General features: G+C 66.0%; 21 protein-coding genes. 12 read left to right on the top strand and 9 right to left on the bottom strand.

Features of this window, described 5'->3' with window-relative positions:
* Positions 1 to 89: 89 nt before the first annotated feature.
* The 4 genes from ACQPW1_RS14485 to ACQPW1_RS14470 all read right to left on the bottom strand — a co-directional run bounded on the left by ACQPW1_RS14485 (position 90) and on the right by ACQPW1_RS14470 (position 5,069).
* Entirely contained in the window at positions 90 to 1,529 is a 1,440-nt protein-coding gene (locus tag ACQPW1_RS14485; RefSeq protein WP_433663238.1) for an alpha/beta hydrolase, read from the bottom strand.
* Between the two features lie 286 nt (positions 1,530 to 1,815).
* Positions 1,816 to 2,943, bottom strand: coding sequence for a diguanylate cyclase domain-containing protein (locus ACQPW1_RS14480; RefSeq protein ID WP_433663237.1), 1,128 nt, complete (start codon positions 2,941 to 2,943; stop codon positions 1,816 to 1,818).
* 212 nt (positions 2,944 to 3,155) lie between these two features.
* A complete protein-coding gene (locus ACQPW1_RS14475) occupies positions 3,156 to 4,331 on the bottom strand; it encodes an alkane 1-monooxygenase (RefSeq protein WP_433663236.1) in 1,176 nt (391 codons plus the stop codon).
* Between the two features lie 381 nt (positions 4,332 to 4,712).
* The gene (locus tag ACQPW1_RS14470) at positions 4,713 to 5,069 is read right to left on the bottom strand and encodes a TetR family transcriptional regulator C-terminal domain-containing protein (protein WP_433663235.1); all 357 of its coding nucleotides are present in this window, start codon (positions 5,067 to 5,069) and stop codon (positions 4,713 to 4,715) included.
* 477 nt (positions 5,070 to 5,546) lie between these two features.
* On the opposite strand from ACQPW1_RS14470, the gene ACQPW1_RS14465 reads away from it, so the two are divergent.
* A complete protein-coding gene (locus ACQPW1_RS14465) occupies positions 5,547 to 6,095 on the top strand; it encodes a hypothetical protein (RefSeq protein WP_433663234.1) in 549 nt (182 codons plus the stop codon).
* Positions 6,096 to 6,310: 215 nt separating this feature from the next.
* The gene (locus ACQPW1_RS14460) at positions 6,311 to 7,804 is read left to right on the top strand and encodes a carboxylesterase/lipase family protein (protein WP_433663233.1); all 1,494 of its coding nucleotides are present in this window, start codon (positions 6,311 to 6,313) and stop codon (positions 7,802 to 7,804) included.
* 5 nt (positions 7,805 to 7,809) lie between these two features.
* On the opposite strand, the gene ACQPW1_RS14455 is transcribed toward ACQPW1_RS14460, so the two are convergent.
* The 5 genes from ACQPW1_RS14455 to ACQPW1_RS14435 all read right to left on the bottom strand — a co-directional run bounded on the left by ACQPW1_RS14455 (position 7,810) and on the right by ACQPW1_RS14435 (position 12,237).
* Complete coding sequence (locus ACQPW1_RS14455) at positions 7,810 to 8,511, bottom strand: DUF899 domain-containing protein (protein WP_433663232.1); 702 nt, start codon at positions 8,509 to 8,511, stop codon at positions 7,810 to 7,812.
* 123 nt (positions 8,512 to 8,634) lie between these two features.
* On the bottom strand, positions 8,635 to 9,540 hold the full coding sequence (locus tag ACQPW1_RS14450; RefSeq protein WP_433663231.1) for a universal stress protein: 906 nt from the start codon (positions 9,538 to 9,540) through the stop codon (positions 8,635 to 8,637).
* Positions 9,541 to 9,568: 28 nt separating this feature from the next.
* Positions 9,569 to 9,796, bottom strand: a complete 228-nt coding sequence (locus tag ACQPW1_RS14445; protein ID WP_433663230.1) for a hypothetical protein — start codon at positions 9,794 to 9,796, stop codon at positions 9,569 to 9,571.
* Between the two features lie 44 nt (positions 9,797 to 9,840).
* On the bottom strand, positions 9,841 to 10,443 hold the full coding sequence (locus ACQPW1_RS14440; protein ID WP_433663229.1) for an Rv1733c family protein: 603 nt from the start codon (positions 10,441 to 10,443) through the stop codon (positions 9,841 to 9,843).
* Positions 10,444 to 10,524: 81 nt separating this feature from the next.
* Complete coding sequence (locus ACQPW1_RS14435; RefSeq protein ID WP_433663228.1) at positions 10,525 to 12,237, bottom strand: SulP family inorganic anion transporter; 1,713 nt, start codon at positions 12,235 to 12,237, stop codon at positions 10,525 to 10,527.
* 199 nt (positions 12,238 to 12,436) lie between these two features.
* Here ACQPW1_RS14435 and ACQPW1_RS14430 point away from each other — a divergent pair, with 199 nt between their 5' ends.
* From ACQPW1_RS14430 to ACQPW1_RS14385, 10 genes are all read left to right on the top strand, one after another.
* Positions 12,437 to 12,964 (top strand): flavodoxin domain-containing protein, encoded by a 528-nt coding sequence (locus tag ACQPW1_RS14430; protein WP_433663227.1) that lies wholly within the window; start codon positions 12,437 to 12,439, stop codon positions 12,962 to 12,964.
* A gap of 29 nt (positions 12,965 to 12,993) precedes the next feature.
* The gene (locus ACQPW1_RS14425) at positions 12,994 to 13,905 is read left to right on the top strand and encodes a universal stress protein (protein WP_433663226.1); all 912 of its coding nucleotides are present in this window, start codon (positions 12,994 to 12,996) and stop codon (positions 13,903 to 13,905) included.
* Positions 13,906 to 13,940: 35 nt separating this feature from the next.
* Positions 13,941 to 14,819 carry a universal stress protein gene (locus ACQPW1_RS14420; protein WP_433663225.1) on the top strand — a complete coding sequence of 293 codons (879 nt, stop codon included), beginning with the start codon at positions 13,941 to 13,943 and terminating at the stop codon, positions 14,817 to 14,819.
* Between the two features lie 25 nt (positions 14,820 to 14,844).
* Entirely contained in the window at positions 14,845 to 15,894 is a 1,050-nt protein-coding gene (locus tag ACQPW1_RS14415; RefSeq protein ID WP_433663224.1) for a zinc-dependent alcohol dehydrogenase family protein, read from the top strand.
* A gap of 73 nt (positions 15,895 to 15,967) precedes the next feature.
* A complete protein-coding gene (locus ACQPW1_RS14410; RefSeq protein ID WP_433663223.1) occupies positions 15,968 to 16,888 on the top strand; it encodes a universal stress protein in 921 nt (306 codons plus the stop codon).
* A gap of 13 nt (positions 16,889 to 16,901) precedes the next feature.
* Positions 16,902 to 17,528, top strand: a complete 627-nt coding sequence (locus ACQPW1_RS14405; protein ID WP_433663222.1) for a DUF2267 domain-containing protein — start codon at positions 16,902 to 16,904, stop codon at positions 17,526 to 17,528.
* Entirely contained in the window at positions 17,525 to 18,187 is a 663-nt protein-coding gene (locus ACQPW1_RS14400) for an SRPBCC family protein (RefSeq protein WP_433663221.1), read from the top strand. The genes ACQPW1_RS14405 and ACQPW1_RS14400 overlap by 4 nt, the downstream gene beginning before the upstream one ends.
* Positions 18,188 to 18,207: 20 nt before the next feature.
* Positions 18,208 to 21,402 (top strand): beta-phosphoglucomutase family hydrolase, encoded by a 3,195-nt coding sequence (locus ACQPW1_RS14395; protein ID WP_433663220.1) that lies wholly within the window; start codon positions 18,208 to 18,210, stop codon positions 21,400 to 21,402.
* A 111-nt stretch (positions 21,403 to 21,513) separates the two neighbouring features.
* The gene (locus tag ACQPW1_RS14390) at positions 21,514 to 22,239 is read left to right on the top strand and encodes an SDR family NAD(P)-dependent oxidoreductase (protein ID WP_433663219.1); all 726 of its coding nucleotides are present in this window, start codon (positions 21,514 to 21,516) and stop codon (positions 22,237 to 22,239) included.
* 28 nt (positions 22,240 to 22,267) lie between these two features.
* Positions 22,268 to 23,158, top strand: a complete 891-nt coding sequence (locus ACQPW1_RS14385) for an ATP-binding cassette domain-containing protein (protein WP_433663218.1) — start codon at positions 22,268 to 22,270, stop codon at positions 23,156 to 23,158.
* Positions 23,159 to 23,167 lie beyond the last annotated feature (9 nt).

Here is a 23,167-nt window from a genome sequence, read left to right as displayed (position 1 = left end):
GACCATCCGGCCGCGGAATCCTCGCAGACGGGCGGGCATCAGTCGGCATGGCAGGTGAGATCGGTGGCCGGCAGCGTGCCGTCCCGCAGTTAGGCGGCAACGGCTTGCCGGACACAGGCACTGGGCAACAACGAGACGCCGTGCACGGCCGCGTCCTGCAAGGTGACCAGGCGCGAGGCCGGCATGTCGTGGTGCAGTGCGACACCGCCCTGGTAAGCGGTGCGCGGGTCGCCGGTGGCCTGCAGGATCAGCGCGGGGACCGCATTGCGCACGGCGGTGGGCGGTTCCACGGGTGCGGGCCAGAATGCGCAGGGCGAGATGTTGTTGGCGAACGGGCCGAACACCGGCTGCGTCGCCCGGCTGGCTTCGATATTGCGCCAGTACCACTGGGGATCACGCGGCGCGGACACATCGCCGCACAGGATGACCGAGTTGGCGGCCATATCGTCGGGTTGCGCCGTCAAGATGAAGCGCAGGTCCTCGTCGAGTTGCGGATTCGGCTGGACCGGTGTGCCCGCGGCGGCGTCGGTGAGCTCACGAATCGTGGCCGCGAGGGCGTCGTAGCGCCGCGGATCGGCGAGCGCGACGAACAGCAGCGTCGGTATCCAGCGGCCCTCGACGGAGTGCTCGCCGATCCGGATCGGTCGCCATGCCGCATGATCGATCAACGCTGCGACGGCGGACCGGACCTCGGAACGTGTTGTGCCGAGGTGATATTCGCCGTCTCGTGCGGCGATCCAGTCGGCACCGGCGTCGAGTGCGGCCTCGTTCGGTGCCCCCATGTCCTGCGACTGGGCGACGCCGTACCGATCGGGATCGACGGCGCTGTCGAACAGGAGCCGATCGACGCGGTCGGGAAACATCTGGGCGAACACCGCGCCCAGATACGGCCCGTACGACAGGCCGAAGTAACTGATGCGCTGCTCGCCGAGTACGCCGCGGATCACGTCGACATCCCGCGCGGTGTTCCGCGTGGTGATGAACGGCAGCACGTCGGGCTCGGCAGTCTGGCAGCGCGCAGCCAAATCCGCGTGAGTTTGCACAGATCTCGCGAAACTGGCCCGGTCGGCGCCCGCCGAGAACAGGGAAAGACCGATCGGCCAATGACAATGCACCGGCGCCGAGCGGCCGACTCCGCGCGGGTCCATCCCGATCAAGTCGTAGTTGTCGTGGAATTCGGGCGGCATGAACGAACTGGCCTCCACGATGAAGCTCAGTCCGGCACCGCCGGGGCCACCCGGGTTGGTCATCATCGCGCCGCGCCGGGCCGCGGGCACGGCGGCCCGGATCCGGGAGATCGCGATGGCGATCGTCCGTCCCTCGGGCGCAGCGTAATTCAGCGGGACCCGCACCTCCGCGCACTGTGCACCGGCCTGGTCCAGCGCGTCGTCGTGGCACGGCTGCCAGGTCAACTGCTGGTGGTAGAACCGCTGCACACCGGCCGCGGGGATCGTCTCGGTCGGCACCGCCGCCGACATTCCAGCTCCGGTGATCACCCCGGTCACCACCGCGGCCGTTGCAGCCGCCATTCGACACACCAAGCTCGCACCCACAGTGATTCCCGTCCGCATGCACCCCACCACCGCGGTCGGGGTTCGCAACTATCACCGTAGAAATCGCACTGCCCTTTGCGAATCCCACTGATGGAGGATTCGAGCTACCTGATTTCCCCTACCACCGACGGGGTAGCGGAATTCACTCGACGCCAATTGCCGGATCATCAACGGGGACTCCACCTGTGGGGTAACTCGAATTCCGGGTTGTTCTAGCGCAGAATTCCGCACCTTGCCGGATAGGCGTGCATACGCGACTTCCCTACCGACGAGTTGCGCTCGAATCGCCGTCGGTCGGTTCGGCGACCGCGATTGAGTTGCCGCCCATGCGTTTTGCTCGATACATTGCGGAATCCGAATGGCGCAGCGCGTATTGCCCGGCGGAGGGATCGGGGGTGGGGGAAGGTCGGATGGTGGCGAGGCCGACGCTGGCGGTGATCGGGACAGGTAGGTCGGGGATGGTTTCGATGGCACGGCGGAGTTGTTCGGCGATCCGAAGCGGCTCGGTGTCGCCGAGATAGCCGACGACGACGAATTCTTCGCCGCCGGTACGTGCGACAAGGGCGTCGGGGGCGACCGCCGTGCGTAGACGGTCTGCGGCTTGTTGCAGGACTTGGTCGCCGAACGGGTGGCCGAAGGTGTCGTTGACGAGTTTGAATCTGTCCAGATCCAGGCTGGCGATGTAGATCGTGCCCCGTTGGCGGGGGCCGAGGTATCGCCAAAGGTGATAGTCGAGTCCGCGCCGGTTCAGCAGCATGGTGAGTGGGTCCAAGATGGCGTTCAATCGCCATACCCAGCGGCAGAATTGTGCCGTCGGTAGCCCGACTACGTTGAGTGACACCGAGATCAGCGTGATGGCGAGGCCGAGGCGCAGATCACCGGCGGCGGCGCCGGTGTGGACGGGATCGTCGAGGATCAGCAGGGCGACCAGCGTGACGACCGATATCAGTGACCAGGCGACATGGGCGGCGAGGAAGCGCTGTCCGTGGAATGCCCCCAGGTACATGCCGGGAACGGTCAGCAGTGTCGCCACCAAGGCGCCGTAGAGGCGGTTCTCGGCGGCTATCGCGCCGAAGGTGATGGCGATGTCCGCGCCTACACACCAGAGCAGCGATTCCGCTCGGCCGGGCCAGGGCAACAACCACCAGCGCAACGCCCACAGCGCGGTCATGATCACGATCAGCCAGCATCCGATCGCGAAGAAAGCGTTGCGCGGTCCGATGTTCGAGATCACCGACAACGCAGTGACCAGGCACATGACCGCGCCGCCGGCGCCGAGCATGAACTTCACCAAGCCGAGGGCGCCGTGATAGTCGAGGACCTCGACCAACCAGCGGTAATCGACCCGGTCACGCCACCAGGCCAGAATCAGCGATCTACCGCCAGTCATCGAGCCACCGCCTTGTCTGCATAGGGGTTTCCGATAGTCGGACACCCTTCATCAGCGATAGCTGCAATATAACTGCATGTGCCAACTCAGCCCTGTGGGCTACATCACAGCCGACCGGTAACTTCGGGGCGACCAGAGAATGGCCTTCCAGCTACAGCTGTTCGGCCGGCACGTCCGCACCGAAGCCACACTCCAGGCTCTTGGACGTCTACCTAGCTCGTCGCTCCGGTCCGCGCCCGCGCGCTGTTCCACAAGGGCAAGCTGCTCGAACGCTCCGCCGGAATCACCCCGCAGTCAACGGCCGACGCAGCCGACGCCACCGGAACGCAGGTCGGCTGAACCTGCTGATTCACCGGGTTCGACAATTGCTCGTTCAGTTCGTTGCGTCCGTGGGCCACCAGGATTTTGGCTCGTTTACGGGGCTGGATGTTGGCCTTGGTGATATCGCCTTGGTAGTGCGCGAGCACCCGCGGATCCATCACGCGCCGCCACAGCGGCGGAATCGCCGCGCACACGACCATGGTGATGTATCCGGCCGGAAGTCGTGGCGCCTCTTCGGAATTGCGCAGAGTCTGATACCGGCGTCCGGTATTGATGTGGTGATCGCTGTGCCGCTGCACATTGAAGATGAAGACATTGGTGACCAGCCAGTCGCAGTCCCAGCTGTCCTTGGGCGAGAAGCGAGCCCATGAACCGTTGGGCTTCCGCTCGCGTAGCAGCCCGTAATGTTCGATGTAGCCGATCGTCTTGAGTAACGCCATGCCGAGCACGGCCTGCAGTAACAGGAATGGCAATATCCGCCAGCCGAATACGGCGAGCAGTCCGCCGAAAAGCACCACGGTAATCGACCAGGTCTGCAGGATTTGGTTGTGAATACTCCACCACCCCTGGCCCTTTCGGCGTAGCCGCTCCCCCTCCAGCCTGATCGCGGCGCGGAAGCCGGTGATCAGATAGCGCGGCAAGAACTCCCAGAGCGATTCACCGTACCGCGCACTCGAATGATCGCCGGGTGTGGCCACCCATACGTGATGTCCCCGATTGTGTTCGACGGTGAAGTGGCCGTAACCCGACTGTGCCAGGGCGATTTTCGACAGCCACCGCTCCAGTTTCTCGACCCGATGCCCCAATTCGTGCGCGGCGTTGATACCGATAAAGCTCACGAAACCCACCGTCACCGCCAGCCCGAGCTTGTCCACCACACTCAACTCGTGACCGGACCACATGGCGCACGCGACGACCAGGCCGATCAGCTGGACCGGCAGGAACAGGAACGTGCACCACCGGTAGAACCGGTCGTTCGACAGCTCCTCGTACTCCTCGTCGCGCAGATTGTTGCCGTCCTCCCCCACCATCCAATCCAACATCGGGATAACGATGAACACAATCATCGGACCGCTCCACCAGAAGACCGGAGAGCCCGTGCGCAACACCAGCTGAGAGGGCAGCAGCGCGGTCGCCGGTGCGATGAAACCTAAAACCCATAGGTGACGCTTGGGATCAGGTGATCCCAAGCGTTTGCCCAGTATTCGCATGTCTGCCCTTGGATGCGACTCGAAGCTACATTTCGGATGCGCGAAGCATAGGACGAGACCGCACATGATGCCGCCCAAGACTTTTCAGTTAAGCACTGACTTAAACCAACCACGGGAATGCAGCGCCCGGTATTCACCGTGGCTTACATCGACAATTATCAGCACACCGAGGATTGATAACTTTGAAGTCTCTATTGGGTGAAGCCTGGGGGTTTGCTGGGTGACGTGCAGTAGGCGCTAATCGTGGTCGGCCGCTCGAGTGGCGACGACGAGGAGTAGTTGCGCGAGCTGGTCGAGCAGCTCAGTTGGGTGCAGGAGATCGGGCTCGAGGTATGCCTGGGTGAACCCACCGTTGCGGACAGCGAACAACCAGCGGACGACAGTGTCGGTGGGCACGGTGAGCCGTAGTCCCGCCGCGCTCAGTACGTCGTCGATGCGGCTGCTCATCCGAGCGCGCAAGCGCGTAGTCGCCTCGACCAAGACGGCGGCCGCGGCGGGGTCACGCAGCGCGTGCAGGGCGAATTCGGAGTTGACCAGATGCCACCGGCGATCCTGCGGGATCGTCTCGAGAAAAGCAGGCACATACTCCTGCATCGCCGTGTCATTCGCCTGCGGGGTCGTGCTGATCGCGTCGAGGAGATGGGCGGTCTGCTGCTCGTACAGCGCCAGGAACAGCCCCGCACAACCACGCTGCTATCGATCCCCAGATGCTCGGCGACCGGCGACTGAGCCGTCGATCACCGCACACTCCGAGGAGTTCCGAAGATTCTCCACGCGCGTAGCGAACATGATCAGCAATTGCCATCGGCCGAGCTCAGGTAGTCGAAATGGCCCACAGGAAGGGACTTTTCGGCGAACGCCTAACTCTGCTTTTCTGTGCGGCGGGCGCTCCTCCGACGAAATCCGTCCCGCTCTTTGCCCTGAGCACCGACCACTATCTGGAATGCCCAGTGTGTGGGGTGCGGTCGACCGTCCCCCCGCGTGACATCCCGAATCTGTTGGCGCAGGACAGCATTCAGCCCTCGCCCGACGAGATGATCAGAACCCGTGGTCACCTTCTTCAGTCTCGGCATGACCGATATGATCAGCTTCGATCTCCGGCACGCGCTCGGGCAGGAACAAGCGGTGGTCGGCACCGTGCTCGCCGCGGCGCTCACTCCGCTGCTGCGGCGCTCGTTCGGGTTCGGCGCGTGCTGGCTCGGTTCCTATATCTGCTGCGGGGTGGCGATCGCTCTGCTCGGACTGTCCACCCAAATCTGGCTGATCGCGGTGTCAGTACTCTGCTACACCTTCGGCATGGGCGCGGCGGGGATCTCGTCCATGTCGCTGCGGCAAGTGGTGACGCCGGATCGGTTGCTCGGCCGGGTGACCTCGGCGTTCTGGACGGCACACACCGCGCTGGCTCCGGCCGGTGCTGCCGTGCTCACCTTGCTGGTCAGCAGGCACTTATCGGGAGGCTCCCACCACGACCCTGGTCTGTCGAAACCCCAGCTGTCCGCGCTGCTGCGTGAACAGACCACCGTGGTTGACACCGCTCCGGGCGTAACATCGCCCGTATGCCATCGGGGGATCTGGTACGTGAAGTGCTTGAGCTGCAATCACATTGGACGGCCGCCCTGAGCGCACCCATGGCGCGACGAGACGAAACTGATCCTCCGGGAGATCCCCGCGGTAATGTTCGCGTCGATACACGGTTCGTTCCCGTCGTGGAGAGCCTTGGCATGACCGGAAGTTTCCGCCGATGCGCGGCAGCGCTATTGCTAGCCGCCGCTGTAGCAAGCACCGCCATCCTCACGGGATGCACGAGCCCACCGAAACAAACTGCCCCGGAGGTGGTGCGCATCGATTCAGGTTCGGTGCGCGGCAAAGTCGACCCGAGCGGCTACCGCGAGTTCACGGGCATCCCTTACGCCGCCCCACCGGTGGCCGAGTTGCGCTGGCACGCACCGACGGCCCCGGCGAGTTGGGAGGGGGTTCGTCCGGCCGACGCCCCCGGACCCCGATGCCCGCAACCGGCAGGTTGGGGCGAGGAATCGGGGTCGACGACCGAGGATTGCCTGACCCTCAACGTCTGGGCCCCCGCCGACGCGGTCACCGACCTGCCGGTACTGGTGTGGATCCACGGCGGCTCGCTGCTCACTGGCGGTGGCGGCGAATACGGCGCGCAGAAGTTCATGACCGGTCCCGAAGGACCGATGATCGTGGTCACGATCAACTACCGCCTCGGGACGCTGGGCTTCCTGGCCGACAAAGCCTTCGAAGACACCAACGGTGACGTCGGGAACTACGGTTTCCAGGATCAGCAGTTCGCGCTGAAATGGGTGCAGCGCAATATCGCGGCGTTCGGGGGTGACCCGGCCAAGGTCACCATCGCCGGGGAATCCTCGGGCTCGAACTCGGTATGTACCCATCTGGCCGCACCCGCCTCCGCGGGACTGTTCCGCGGCGCGATCATGCAATCCGGGGCGTGTTTGCCGTGGCAGCCCAAACAAGACGCCGAAAGCGCCGCCGACGCCGCCGCGACTGCCCTCGGCTGCGGTGAGCCCGCCACCGTCGCGGCGTGCCTGCGCAGCCTCGACACCTCGGCCATCCTCGCCGCGCAAACCGGGAACCCCACCGGGACTGTCGGGACCCCATTTCTGCCGCGCAGCCCGCTTCAGGCGTTGAAAGCCGGTGCCCTGGCCAAGGTTCCGGTGATCACCGGTGCCAACCACGACGAAACAGCACTGTTCAGCTGGCTGGCTTACGGCAGACCGGGCGGGCCGACCCTGACCGCCGACCGATACCCGCAGGCGCTCACCGAGATAACCCGCGACAGCGACTTCCCGATCGACGAGGACCGAACCGCGGCGGTCACGGCCGAATACCCAGCTGAGAGATACCCGCAGCCGATCATGGCGCTGACCCGGGCAGCCAGCGATCAGGCTGCCTGCATCGTCCGCGGCCAAACCCCAGAACTCGCGGGCAACGGACCCACCTTCGGCTACGAATTCGCCGATCCCACCCCACCCGGGCCACCGAGTACGTTCCCGCTGGGCGCCTTCCACGCCAGCGAACTGTTCTATATGTGGCAGATGAGCACCCCACTCAGCGATTCGGCGCCGACCCCCGCCCAACACGACCTCGCCGATCAACTGGTGCGCTACTGGACCCGCTTCGTCGTCACCGGCAACCCCAACCCCGCAGGACTGCCCCCGATGCCCGGCTACACCAGCGCTGACTCACAGCTGATGTCGTTCAAACCAGATGCCACCGGCCCGATCTCGACGGCCGCTTTCGACGCCGACCACCGCTGCGGTTTCTGGAAAACCATCACCGCCCAACCCTGACCTCGCTACACGTCTCCGTTCGGGCCGTAGAGCCGGGCGACGTCAGGCGAGTCCAGCCATTTGGAGTAGGTCGGCGACTTCGGCCAACCGTCGGGTGACTCCTGCCATTCCTCCTGGCGGCCCCACGGCAGGAGGTCGATCAACGCGAAGGTGTAACTGAGCTGTTCGGTACCGCGGCCGTTGGTGTGCCAGGTGCGGTAGACCTTGTCGCCGTCGCGGAGGAACACATTCACCGCGAAACCTGCGCCGGGCGGCGCGTCTACGTCGGCGCCGAACGAGCTTTCCGACGACGAGTACCAGTCCATCGTGTTGCCGACTTTGGCCTTGTAGGCCAACGCTTCTCGAATGGGCCCGTTGGTGACGATGACAAAGCGGGCATCGTAGTTGTCGAGGACACCCAGCCGGACGTACTGCGACGTGAGCCCGGTACAGCCGCCGCACTGCCACTCCGCGCCGTCGGACCACATGTGGTTGTAGACGATGAGTTGGGAGCGCCCGTCGAATACGTCGACCAGTCGAGTGGGGCCGCTCGGACCGATCAACGTGTAGTCCGGCAGCTCGACCATCGGCAGCCTGCGGCGCTGGGCCGCGATGGCATCGAGTTCACGAGTAGCGGCCTTCTCCCGCACACGCAGATCGTCGAGCGCGGCCTGCCACGTCTGCTGGTCGACGACTGGGGGCAGTGCGCTAGTGGTCTGTTCGGTCATGGTTTTCCTCCCGGTGGCTCGGATGGATCTGCTCCGAATGTGTAGACGAGAGACAGTTGCGGAAATCATCGCTCCCGAACCCGGTTGGTCACGACTGATCTCCGCGCAGGTACCGGTCGGTGCTTACGCGCGCTCGCGGACGACGATCATCGGGACCTCGACCGAATGCAGCAACGCGTTGCTGGTCGAGCCGAGCACCATGCTGGTGAAGCCGCCGCGCCCGTGGCTGCCGACGACGATCAGTTGGGCGTTGGCCGATTCATCGAGCAGTGCGCGAACCGGCCTGTTGGCCAACACGATTCGGCGCACCGTGACGTCGGGGTAGCGCTCGGTGTGGCCGGCGAGGGCCTCGGCCAGGGTCGCCTGCGCGGATTCTTGCGCCCCGTCCCAACCGGCGACCGGCACGTCGAGTCCGCTGACGTCGCTCCACGCGTGCAGCGCGGTCAGGCCGACCTTGCGCCGCGACGCCTCCTCGAAGGCGAGGTCGAGGGCCGCAACGCTGTTGCTGGTGCCGTCGACCCCGACCAGGATCGGCTGAGTCGCCGAAACCGCGTCGATCGCCGGGTTTCCGTGGATCACCGCAACCGGGCAATGCGCATGGTGCGTGGTGGCGGTGCTGACCGACCCGAGCACGCCGCGGCGGAACGCGCCCATCCCGCGGCTACCGACGACCAGCATCCTGGCGTATGCGGACCGTTCGATCAGCAGCGGGATGATCGCCTCGACCGACACCTCGGTGGTGATCCGCGGTTCGTCGCCGGGTGCCGCGGTGCGCGCGATCCGGGTGGCCTCGGTCAGGATTCGCTCGCTGTCCTTGCGCAACCACTCCACGTCGGCTTCGCCCACGGACATGCCGACGCCGAGGCTGGCTTCGATTCCCATCGAGGTCACCAGGTGCAGTCGGCAGTGATGCAGTCCGGCTTCGACCGCGGCCCAGGCCACGGCCTGGTACGAGATCACCGATCCGTCGACGGCGGCAATGATCGCGTCGTCGAGTTGTGTTGGCTGCGAAGAGCTTTCGATGGACATGCCGGTCCCTTTCGATTCGAACTCGAAATCAGTGATGGGCGTCAACGGGTTTCTCGGCCGTAGGCCGCAAAACCGCAAGGCGATGCAGGTATTCGGTTTCATCGACATCGCCGCTGGCAAAGCGCTCGGTGAGCAGCGCTTCCGGGGACAGCCGCGGCGAATCGCTCGGCGGTGTCTGCGTCCCGCGGTCGAACCTGCTGAACGAGATTATCGCTACGGCCGCGATGATCCACAGCGGAACCACGATCAGAATCAAGAGGACGAACATCCACCACTGTGGGCCGTCCGCGTACCAATACATCATTGCCTGTCCTCTCTGATCGGACGGCCGAGTTGCCGCCACTCGTGCGCCCAGCGGGCATTGCGACGCGCGTCGAGCAGCCATCCGGTGCCGCGCACCAGACACCAGCTCGTGAACCACGTGCCGACGAACGTGACGACACCGACACCGATACCCGTCATCGCGGCCGCCGTCGTCGGGCGCAGTTCCGTCGTCGGCGCGCCGTCAGGTCCCAACCACACCGTGACGTGGTCACCGGCCTGCAGGCCGCGGCGCACGGGCACGACCGCGGTGCCGGGACGGCCGTTGTCGTCCCACCGAACGTTCGCTTGGAACTCGTGCACCGCCGACTTCGCCGATTCCTCGATGAGCACGGCGATGACGCTGTGCTTCGTCGCGTTCTCGGCGCGAATCTGCGCCGCACTCTCGGTGTAGGCCGCGGTGCCGAGCGCGCCCGCCACGGGCACCGCCACAACCACGGCGAGCACCGCGACGAGCCGCAGCAAAGCTTCGAACCGATCCGAGGTACGCAGCAACGGGTTAGGGCTCCACGGCTGCCGCGACCACCAGCAGATCACTTGCTGCCACGACGCGTAGATCGGGATGATCACGTTCTCCGACATCGCCATTCACCTCGTTTTCGGCGGCGTCTGCTGTCTAGTTCGAGCATCCCGCTCGGCCTGGCATATCGGCAGAGAAGAAGGTCACCCGGTGGCGGGGCCGTGTGGCCCCGTCTTCGGGTCTACGCGGAAGGCCGCGACGGCAGTGGGCAGCGTCGGATACAGACGGCCTTCGCCAATTGCCGCGGTGAGCCCGGATGCGTCGAGGTCGTCGCGCAGGTCCTGCTTGACTCGCGCCATCGCGAACACGATGCCCTGCGCGGCCAGGTCCGCGCGCAGCTGTTCGACCGCGTCGAGGGCGGTCAGATCGACTTCGACATTTGCTTCGGCGTTGAGCACGAACCACCGCACCGGCTCGCCGCCCTGCTCGTTCCACGAGCGGACGGCGGCGAGGGCACTGCGGTGGAAGTCCTCGGCATTGGCAAAGCACAGCGGCGCGTCATAGCGGTAAACCACCAGCCCGGCAATCGGTTTCGCGTCCGGATAGTCATCGATGTCGTGCATACCCGCGAGCCCTGGCACGAAGCCGAGGACGGCGTCGTGCCCGCGGGCGATCCGCCGAAGCAGATCGAAGACCGACAGCGCGATCGCCACCAGCACGCCGTACAGCACACCGAAGGCGAGCACCGCGGCAACGGTGCCGAGTGCAAGCATCAGCTCACTGCGGCGGAATCGGGCGATCCGCCGGAACTCGGCCAGATCGATCAGCCGGGATGCCGCATAGATCACCAATGCGCCTAGCGCGGCAGTCGGAAAGGCAGCCAGGATGCCCCGGGCACCGAACAGCACCGCGAGCACACCACCCAGTGTGACAACGGAATACAGCTGGGTACGCGCACCCATGACATCCGCGATCGTGGTCCGGCTACCGCTGCAACTCACCGGAAACCCGTGCATCAGTCCGGCCGCCACATTGGTGGCACCCAGCGCCGCGAGTTCGGTATTCGCATCGACCTGTTCAGCGTGCCGCGCGGCGAAAGCTCTTGCGGTAAGCGCATTGTCGGAGAAGCCGACGACGGCGATACCCACGGCGGGCAGGATCAGAGCCCCGATGTCCGCGGCCGCAACCCCGGCCAGACCGGGCACTGGAATACCGGCCGGCACCGACCCGACTACTCGGATACCGAAGCGCTGCAACGAGAAGACAGCGACGACACCGGTGGCAAGCAGGACCGCCAGCAACGGGCCCGGCACCCGTGGTGCGCGCCAGGCCAGCAGCCACAAACCGCTCAACACGGCAGCGGCGAGCGCGCTGGTCTGCCAATGCCATTGGTCGAGGTGCGCCGAGAACGAACGCAGTTGCGCGAGCAAGGATTCCCCGCCGACCGGAATTCCGGTGACGCGTCCGAGCTGACCCGAGATCATCATGGCCGCGGTACCCGCCAGATAGCCGACCAACACCGGTTTGGACAGTAGGTCCGCCAGCACCCCGAGCCTGGCCACCGCTGCCACCAGGCACAGGCCGCCGACCAGCAGGGCGAGCACCGCCGCGAGCGCGGCATACCGGGCAGGATCGCCGAGCGCGAGTGGTGCCAACGCCACCGCGGTGAGCAACGCCGTCGTCGACTCCGGCCCGACCGACAGCTGCCGCGAGGTAGCGAGCAGCGTATAGACCGCCAGCGGCCCGATCGCCGCCCACAGACCCACCACCGGTGGCAGTCCCGCGACGGTCGCGTACGCCATGACCTGCGGAATCAGGTATGCGGCCACCGTGATACCGGCGACCACGTCGGGCCGAAGCCACGCCCGCTGGTAACCCTCGAATTGCCGTAGACCCGGCAGGAAACGTGCCAGCACTGTTCCAGCATTGTGCGCTTCGCGGTCGGACGAGACGGCCGAAAGTCACCGATCACGACTTCCGGACCAGGGACGTCAGGCCCTCACCCACCGATGGCCGAAGGTCCCTTGGTAAGCGTCGGTTCGGCACTGTGCCGCCGCTTGACCCGACCGTAGCGTCACATTCGAACAGTTTCCGCTGGTAAATGAGGAGACCGAGATGCGGTCACAAGTCGTTTATGAATCCATGTTCGGCAATACCGCCGCCATCGCCGAGGCCATCGCGGCGGGGCTGCGTACCCACGGCACCGTGGAGGTGCTGAGTGTGTGCGAGGCCGCGAGCACGCCCGCGCCTTCTGTCGATCTGCTGGTGGTCGGTGGCCCGACGCACGCCTTCGGATTGAGTAGGCAGCGAACCAGACTCGACGCCGCCGACCGCACCGACGCGCCCATCGCCCTCGACATCGGCATTCGGGAATGGCTCGATGCGGCGCTGCCCGCACCTGCGGGCAGCCGGGCTGCCGCATTCGGCACCAAAGTCGCCAAACCGCCGTGGTTGCCCGGATCCGCCGCGCACGCCGTGGGAAAACGGTTGCGCCGCTTGGGTTACCAGCTTGCCGACGAGCCGATGGACTTCCTCGTCGACGGGATGACCGGACCACTCAGCGAAGGCGAATCGGCACGAGCCCGCGCCTGGGCCGAACTCCTCGCCTTCACCGAGCACGACCGCATCGCGCACCTGCACTGAAACCGACAACGGACCCGAAGGGCTAGACAATGACCACCCAGCAACACGATGATCCGCACCGAATCGCCACCGCCCCGGTGGTTGTCGGCGTCGACGGCTCGGAAGCCGGCGATCTCGCCGTGCGCTGGGCCGCCCAGTCGGCATCGCATCGCAATCGCCGACTGCTCATCGTCAACGGCCTCGATCTCGCCGCGACGCGCGGCGTTATGGGTAGCTACGACCTGATGGTTCCCGCGGTGATCGACTCGATCCGCAAACAAGGCGCGGACTTGGTGGCTTCGGCGCGCACGCTGGCGCTGACCATCGATCCCACGCTGATCGTGGAAACCGAAGTCTCCGAGGATAATCCGGCACGCCTGCTGATCGAACGCTCCGCGTCAGCGCGTCTGGTCGCCATCGGTGCGTCGGGCGAAGGCGGAACGATCCGCCATCTCGGGTCCACCCTGCTGGCGGTGGCCAGTCACGGCCACGGGTCGATCGTGGTCGTTCGCGGCACCGAGCTGCCCACCAACAGCGCCGGCCCCGTGGTGGTCGGTATCGACGGCAGCTCGGTCAGCGAAGAGGCCGTCGGAGCCGCTTTTGCCGAAGCAAGCGAACGAAACGCTCCGCTGGTCGCCGTGCACGTGTGGAGCGATCTGCGCCTCGACCGATTCACCGGACACCGGGGCGCCATCGCCGATCCCGCCATCGAGGCCAAGGCGCGCGCGATGCTCGCCGAGCAGCTCGCAGGCTGGCAAGCGAAGTACCCCGATGTCACGGTCACCCGTGAGATCTATCTGTCCGGACCACGCCACTACCTGATCGAGTGGTCCAAGGCCGCACAGCTTCTCGTGGTCGGCAGCCGTGGCCGTGGCGGATTCCGCGGCCTGCTGCTCGGATCGACCAGCAATGCCCTGGTCCAGCGCGCCCATTGCCCGGTGCTGGTCGTCCACTCGCACTGACCGGTCACTGCTCACTTCAGAAAGGCCCGAATCGCATGTCTCCCAACGCCATCAACCCGCCGGTCCTGGTCGGCACCGACGGCTCCGCTGCCGCCACCGACGCCGTGCGCTGGGCCGCCCGCGACGCGGCTCGGCACGGCGCACCGCTGCACATCGTGCATGCCATCGACGCCCCGATCGACTTCGGACCGGGACTCGGCTTCACCCACATCGACTACGACGCCTACCGGCAATCGGGCGCCGTCATCACCGCCACGGCCCGCGAAGCCGCCGCGGCGGCGGCCGCCCCGATCGGCGAGATCGACATCAGCACGTTCGTTGTCGAAGCGCCATCGATTCCAGTACTGCGCGACCGGTCCGCGGATGCGCGCCTGCTCGTCGTCGGCACACACGGCTACGGCGCCATCCGCCGGGGTCTGCTCGGATCGGTGAGCACATCACTGGCCAGGCACGCATTTTGCCCGGTAGCGGTGGTCCCCGCAGCCCAGGACGACGCGCCGGTCAGCGCCCACGGACCGGTGGTTGTCGGTGTCGACGGCTCCGCCAGCGGGGCGCACGCGCTCGATATCGCTTTCGATGAAGCGTCCCGCCGTGGTGCACCGCTCCTCGCGGTGCTCACCTGGTCGGAATTCAACCGCTACACCTCGCGCTCCGACATGCAAGAAGAAGCCGAGACGCTGCTCGCCGAGACCATCGCCGGCTACCAGGAGAAGTATCCCGATGTCCGAGTATCCCGGCTCGTCGCGGAAGCACGCCCGGCCAAATGCCTGCTCGGTACCACCGCGCTCGCTCAGCTGCTTGTCGTCGGCAGCCATGGCCATGGCGGCTTCCCGGGAATGACGCTCGGATCGGTCAGCCAGGCCGTGCTGCACGGCGCCGACTGCCCGATCATCATCGCCCGCCCACCGAACTGACCACCTGCCACCGGAGGACAAACCCATGTACGCCATGACTTTTCGTGGACCAGGCCAACCCTCCTGGGAGCAGGTCCCCGACCCCGAGATCCAGCACAGCACCGACGCGATCGTCCGGGTGGACGCAGTTACGATCTGCGGGACCGACCTGCACATCCTCAAAGGCGACGTACCTGAAGTCACCCCTGGCCGAATCCTCGGCCACGAGGCGGTCGGCACGGTGACCGCGGTCGGTTCAGGTGTGCACACCCGCAAAGTCGGTGACCGCGTACTCATCTCGTGCATCTCGGCTTGCGGTGCGTGCCGATTCTGCAAGGAAGGCCGCTACGGCCAATGCCTGGGCGGCGGCGGCTGGATTCTCGGCCACCTGATCGACGGCACCCAAGCCGAATCGGTTCGCGTGCCCTTCGCCGACATGTCCACCCACCCGATTCCCGATGGCGTCACTGACGAACAGATGCTGATGCTGGCCGATATCCTGCCGACCAGCCACGAAGTCGGCGTGCTCAACGGCCGGGTCCGGCCCGGCGACGTGGTCGTCATCATCGGGGCAGGCCCGATCGGCTTGGCCGCGATCATGACCGCGCGGCTGTACAGCCCAGGCCGTATCGTCGTCGTCGACGTGGTCGACAGCCGGCTGGCGGCCGCCGCCAAGTTCGGCGCGGACATCACCCTCGACAGCCGCCACGAAGACGTCCGCGCCCGCATCGCCCAGCTGACCGACGAGCTCGGTGCCGATGTTGTCATGGAAGCCGTCGGGGTACCCGAAACCTTCGAGCTCGCAGTCGATCTCGTTCGCCCGGGCGGCCACGTCGCCAATATCGGCGTACACGGCACCCCCGCCAACCTACACCTGGAACGGATCTGGATCCGCGACCTGACCATCACCACCGGTCTGGTCGACACCAACTCCACACCCACCCTGATCCAACTGATCCGCACCGGCCAGCTGGACCCGACGCCGATGATCACCCACCGCTTCGAGATGAGCGAATTCCCTAGCGCCTATGAGGTTTTCGCCCACGCCGGGGAGACCGGCGCACTCAAAGTGATGGTCTCCCGCACGACTCCGTAATGACCGCGCTCAACCCGCACGCAGCACTTCGCGCGCGCAAGCCTTCGACCCCCACGTTCCGAGGACAACCGATATGAACACTCCGCACAGCAGCGATCGACACCGTCTGGCATCGGCGGTCATTGTGGTCGGCGTCGATGGTTCGGATGGCTCGGACCTCGCTGTCCGCTGGGCCGCGCACACCGCTGTCCACCGCCGCCGGGAACTGCTCATCGTGCACGGCCTCGACCTCGCCGCCACCCGCGCGACGCTCGCCCACCACGACGCGATGATCGCTCCGATCACCGAATCCATCCACCAGCGCGGCCACAAGATCGTGGGCGACGCACGCCGACTCGCACTCGAGCTCGGCCCGGAACTCACTGTCACCAACCAAATTTCGGACGCGAACGCCGCCGAGCTACTGATGGAGGCATCCCGCACGGCGCATCTGGTCGCGCTCGGGGTGACCGGTAACGCGGGGACCTTCGCGCATCTGGGTTCCACCCTGCTCGCTGTCACCAGCCACGCGCATGGACCCGCGATCGTGGTCCGCGGCACCGGAACCGAACCGTCGATCAGGCTCACCGGGCCCGTCGTGGTCGGCACCGACAACAGTGCCGCCGGCGACATCGCGATCGCGGCGGCCTTCGCCGAAGCCTCGGACCGCAACGCCGAACTGATCGTCGTACATGCGTGGAGTGATTGGAATTTCGACGGATTCGCGGGGAAGCCCGATCTCACCCTCGTCGAGGCCGACATCGAGAACGCCGAGCATGCCCTGCTCGCCGAGCGCCTCGCCGGATGGCAGGAAAAGTATCCCGACGTGCGGGTCACCCGGCAGATCCACCCCGGCGGGCCGGTCCGGCCATTGATGGACCTGTCCGGCTCCGCCCAGCTGATCGTCGTCGGCACTCGCGGGCACGGCGCGTTCACCGGCCTGCTGCTCGGATCGACCAGCAATTTCCTTGTCCAACACGCACATTGCCCCGTCCTGGTCACGCACCAGGACTGACCGAGGACCCACCGTGTCACATACCCGAGACCCCTTCGCCCCTGCCGTCCATTCCGCCAACGTCTGGTTACGCCACGTCGCCCACGCCATGGCCACCGACGATCGCACCTTCGCCTACCGGGCCACCCGTGCTTGGCTGCACACCGTGCGAGACCGCCTCGAGCCGCATGCCGCCGCGCACCTCAGCGCACAGCTGCCCGAACTGCTGCGTGGCGCATACTTCGAGGGCTGGGTGCCCGGCCGCACCCCGGCGTCGCATGACGTGAACACCGTGCTCGCCGAATTCGCCTGCGCGGCAGGCATTACCGACGACGAATCGGTAGGTCTGATGTGGATAGTCACCGACGCGTTCCGTGATCTGCTCTCCCCCGGCCTGCTCGAGCATCTCTTCTCTCGACTGCCCGTCACGCTGAATCGCGTCCTGCTCGGCGTCTCGCCCGGACCGAACGACGAAGAAACGGTGGAGAACCGACTCACCGACCTCGCCGACCGCCTGCAGACCCTTTCCGAGGCGGTCACGGTGCTCGCGCGTGGACTGGAAGCACTCCCGGACACCGAACCGGACAGTGACCGAACCGCAACCGCCGCCCAGGAAGCCCACCGCATCCTCTTGGCCGAACACACGGGAATCAGCTCATGAAAACAAAGACAGCGCTCGCCGTAGGAACCGCGACGTACCTGGCCGGATTGGCAGCGGGCTATCAGATGATCTTGCGCCGTCGGTGTCTCACCTGGGGTGCGACTACCGACGAGGTCGCCCGCGCGATGCCCGGTGACGAATTGCTCGCCGAGCCGGACATCGTTGCCACGAGGGCGATCACGATCGCCGCGACTCCGGCGGCGATCTGGCCGTGGCTGGTCCAACTCGGTCCCGGCCGGGGTGGCGCCTATACCTACGACTGGATCGAGAACCTGCTCGGGCTGAACATGCACAGCGCGGACGAGATCCTGCCACAGTTCCAAAACCTCACCGTGGGTGACACTTTCGCGCTCGGCGAGAATGGTCCGCGCATGCGAGCGGCCATCATCGATCCCGAGCGGGCCCTCGTCTTCGCGTCCGCAGACGGACACTGGGTATGGGCATTCGGGCTCTATCCGAGCACCGAGGGAACCCGGCTGGTGAGCCGCAACCGAATCACCCTCCCCGAATCCGGCCTGCCGACCAGACTGTTCAACCGGCTCATCATGGAGCCGGGCAGCTGGATAATGGAGCGCAAGATGCTGATCGGCATCAAGCAGCGCGCCGAACGTGGCAGCACAGCGGTTGCCGATCTGCCGGCCGACGCTCAGGCAGGCTAACCACGGAAGCCGAGTCAGCTATGGACCACAGCGCGGCGTCCGGACCGCTCGGCGCCCGGCCACCCTACGATGCCGTGCTGTTCGACATGGACGGTGTGGTCACCGACACCGCCACCGTCCATGCCACAGCGTGGAAACAGTTGTTCGACACCGTGTTGCGGGATAGCAGGCTGGCCACGACCGTGCCGACCCGTCCGTTCGACGACGAGGACTACAGCCGCTTCGTCGATGGCCGAGCCCGGGTCGACGGAGTCACCGCATTCTTGTCCTCCCGGGGCATCACCCTGCCACTCGGCAGTGACGATGACCCTGACGACGCGTGGACGGCACACGGCCTGGCCAACCACAAGAATACGATCTTCCTGAATCTCATTGCGGAACAAGGCGTTCACGCATTTCCCGGAACAGTCGACCTGGTGTGTCGACTGCGGGCCGGTGGCGTACCCGCGGGGTTGGTCACCGCCAGCCGCAACGCGCACGCCATCCTGGCCGCCGCGGGCCTCACCGACCTGTTCGACGTCATCATCGACGGGACCGTCGCCGAAATGCTCTCGCTGCCGGGCAAACCCGACCCGGCACTCTTCCTCGAAGCGGCCCGCCGCCTCGGGGTGCCGCCGGCCCGAGCGGTCGTCATCGAGGACGCGCCTTCGGGCGTGCAAGCCGGTGCCGCGGGCGGGTTCGGGCTGGTGGTCGGGATCGATCGCAGGCTGCGTCCGGATGGCCTGGCCGCCGCGGGCGCGGATCTCGTGGTGCACGACGTCGCAGAACTCGACCTCGGCATCCTGCTGACCGATCCGTGGCTGCTCAGCTATGGCGGCTCGGACTCGGCCCACGAGGGCCAGCGCGAGGCGCTCACCACGTTGTCCAACGGCTACCTCGGCACCCGCGGCGCGGCACCCGAATACCCTTGCGGCGGAGTGCATTACCCAGGCACCTATCTCGCGGGTGTCTACAACCGGCGGACCGGCACCGCAGCCGGCCACGAGATCGAAGACGAGCAGCTCGTGAACATCCCGAACTGGCTCCCCTTGGATATCGGCTTCGGCGGTGTGTGGTGGTCGGGCGGCGCCGTTGCGGTACGCAATGAACGCCGCGACCTCGACCTGCGCGCCGGGGTGCTGAGCCGGTCCGCACTGCTGGTCGAGCCGCAGGGCCGCGCGCTGCTGGTGACCCAGCGCCGCCTGGTGTCGCTTGCCCGCCCGCATGTGGCCGCGTTGGAGACCACGCTCGTGCCACAGGGCTGGAGTGGCTCCGTCGAGGTACGGTCGGGCGTCGACGCGGGCGTCACCAATGCCAACGTCGCGGAGTACCCACCGTTCACGCATCGGCAGCTGTCCCGGATCGAAGCCGAGCCGGTTGATCCGCGGACATTCGTCGTCCAGGCCGAGACGAGTTCCAGCCGCATCCGGATCGCCGTAGCCGCACGCACCACGGTTCGCGGCGACGTCGCGACGGACCCGCCGATCACCGAAAACGATGGCGCAGACCGTTATTCCCAACGCTTCCGCGTCGCAGTGCGCGACGGACAGCCCTCCGTTATCGACAAGATCGTCGCGATCGTCACATCCAGGGACCATGCCATCGCCACGCCCGCACTCGGAACGATCGCGGAATTGTCCTGCGCACCAGCGACTTTCACCGATCTACAGGTCGAGCATCAGCGGATCTGGGCCGATCAGTGGGACCAGGTCGCGATCGAACTCGACGGCATCGACACCCAGACCCGCCTCGTACTCGACCTGCACCTGTTCCACCTCGCTCAAACGATCACCGAGCACACCGCCGAGCTCGACGCGGGCGTACCGGCGCGCGGACTACACGGCGAGGGCTATCGCGGCCATGTGTTCTGGGACGAGCTGTTCCTCATGCCCTTGCTCACGCTCTACCGGCCCGAGGTGGCAAAGGCCGTGCTGCGCTACCGGTCGCGCCGACTACCCGCGGCCCGCTTCGCCGCGACCGAGCACGGATTGCCCGGGGCACTGTTCCCGTGGCAGAGCGGCAGCGATGGCCGGGAGGAGACGCCGACCGAGCTGTTCAACCCGCGATCGAAGCGGTGGATGCCCGACAATTCCCGTCGGCAACGCCATGTCGGACTGGCCATCGCGCACAATGCCTGGCAGTACTACGAATACACCGGTGACCTGGACTGGCTCGCCGAGCACGGTGCCGAGTTGATCATCGAGGTAGCCCGGGCGTTCACCGCCATGGCGCACTATGACGCCGCCACCGATCGCTACCATCTCGACGGAGTGATGGGCCCGGACGAGTACCACGACGGATATCCCGACGCCCCTGGCACCGGGCTGCGTGACAACGCCTACACCAACGTGCTCACCGCCTGGGTGTGCGGCAAAGCCGTCGAGACTCTCGACCTACTGGCCGGTCATGCACGCGAAACACTGTGCCGCAGAATCAATATCGACGATCCACGCGAACCCGACCGATGGTCGCGCCTGGCCCAGCGGATGGCTGTCCCGTTCCACGACGGCGTGCTCAGCCAGTTCGACGGCTATGCCGATCTCGCCGAATTCGACTGGGACACATATCGACATCGCTACGGCAACATCGGCCGCCTGGATCTGATCCTCGAGGCGGAAGGCGATACCGCCAACCGATACAAGCTGTCCAAACAGGCCGACGTGCTGATGCTGATCTACTTGCTCGGCCCGGGGCGGCTACTCACTCTGCTGGACCGCCTCGGCTACCCGTGCACCCGCGAAACCCTCGACCGCACACTGGATTACTACCTACGACGCACTGCGGACGGCTCGACGTTGAGTCAGGTCGTGCATGCTTCGGTGCTGGCGCGCATGCGGCCGGATCGAGCATGGTCGGTGTTCGCGCAGGCGCTGGTCGCGGATCTCGACGATACCCAGGGCGGCACCACGAAGCACGGCATCCATCTCGGCGCCATGGCAGGCACCGTCGACATCGTGATCCGCGCCTTCGCCGGCCTGCACTGCCATCGCGACCGGCTGGTGTTCGACCCGTGCCTGCCGCCGCAACTGACCGGGGTGCGGTTCGGTGTGCAATACCGCGGCCAGCGCATAGACGTCGTCCTCGATCACCGTCGGCTTCAGCTGACCAGCAGGCCCTGCGCTACCGCCACGGTAATCGACATCGATGTCGCCGGAATTCCATCCACCCTCAGCGGCGGGCAGATCCGCGAATTCGACCTCGCGCCCGCCACCGACGACCGACTGCCGATCGAATAACCGACACTGAGTCGGATAGTCCTGCGCACTGAGGACTTTCGCCAGGCTCGCCCGACACCGATCCACGCGAAGCTCGAGTGACACGAACCCATACTCCCGGAGGTTGTCACAGTGAACGGTTTCAGTGGACGAAGCGCCATCGTCACCGGCGGCGCACGCGGCATCGGCGCCGCCATCGTGCGAGCACTCGCCAAAGAGAACATCGCGGTAGTCATCGCCGACTTGCTCGAGCCCGAAGGCAGAGACCTGGCACGCGCGCTCGGGCCCAACGTCATGTTCCAGCGGCACGACGTCACCGACAAACAGAACTGGCGCGACCTCATCGACCAGACCGAGGCGACCTTCGGGCCGCTGGCGATTCTGGTCAACAACGCCGGAATCCTCGACTACGGCACCATCGAGAGCGAGCCGCCCGCGATGTTCCGGCATGTCGTCGAGGTCAACCTGTACGGCGCCTGGCTCGGCATGCATATGGCCGTGCCGCACCTGCGGGCCGGCGGTGGCGGGGTGATCGTCAACATGTCCTCGACCGCAGGGCTGGTGGGATACGCGGGCATCGGCGGCTATGTCGCGAGTAAGTGGGGACTGCGCGGCCTGACCAAAGCCGCGGCGATCGAGCTCGGTCCCGACGATATCCGCGTGTGCTCGGTGCACCCCGGCCCGATCCACACACCGATGACGGCCGGGCTCGACGAATCGGTCGCCGCCACACAGCCTTTGCCACGTTTCGGCGATCCGGAAGAGGTCGCCGCGATGGTTCGTTTCCTCGTCACCGAAGCCACCTTCTCCACCGGATCGGAATTCGTGCTGGACGGCGGTGCGACCGCGGGCCGATAGGCGCCCGGTCGAGAGAAAGAGAACTCGGATGTCAGCGATTATCAGCACCAAGGGCCTGACCAAGCGCTACGGGCGCAAGCCTGCTCTGGTCGACGTAGATCTCGAAGTCCCGGCCGGAGTCGTCTTCGGCTACCTGGGACCTAACGGCGCCGGAAAGACCACCACCATTCGGCTACTGGTCGGCCTGATGCGACCGACCAGTGGCAGCGCGGCCATCGGCGGGGCGGACACGGTGCGCGCACGATCCGAGGCGCAACGCCATATCGGCTACTTGCCAGGCGAATTCGTCGGATACCCCGATCTCACGGCAGACCAGTATCTGCGCTACCTCGCACACCTGCGCGGCGGCGTCGACGACAAGGTACGCCGCCGGTTGATCGAACGACTCGGGCTGGACCCCACGGTGCGTATCGGCGCGATGTCGCATGGAAACCGGCAGAAGGTCGGCATCGTGCAGGCCTTCATGTCCGAACCTGAACTGCTCGTCCTCGACGAGCCGACCGCGGGGCTGGATCCGTTGGTGCAGCGCGAATTTCACACCCTGGTCCATGAGGCGAAGGCTGCGGGCAGCACCGTTTTCTTGTCCTCGCATGTGCTCTCCGAGGTGCAAGAGGTGGCCGATATGGTCGGCATCCTGCGCCAAGGGCGACTGGTCGAGGTCCGCTCGATCGGCGAGCTCACCGCCCGGCCGCTGCGCCACATCGATCTCGTATTCGCCGGTGCGGTACCGGCACTGGACCGGCTGCGGCAGCTCGACGGCGTGCGGTCGGTACACCGCAACACCAAGGCGGTGCATGTCGAGCTCGAAGGCTCGACGGCGGAACTGCTACGGGTCATAGCGCCGTTCGAGGTCACCGACATCGTCAGTCGCGAGCCCGATCTCGAAGAGATCTTCCTCAACTATTACGGACAGGACTGAAACGCCATG

Source organism: Nocardia sp. CA-128927, assembly GCF_050955855.1.
Taxonomy (GTDB): domain Bacteria; phylum Actinomycetota; class Actinomycetes; order Mycobacteriales; family Mycobacteriaceae; genus Nocardia.
Note: the sequence above shows the minus strand (reverse complement) of the source record. Positions and strands in the feature narration are given on the sequence as shown.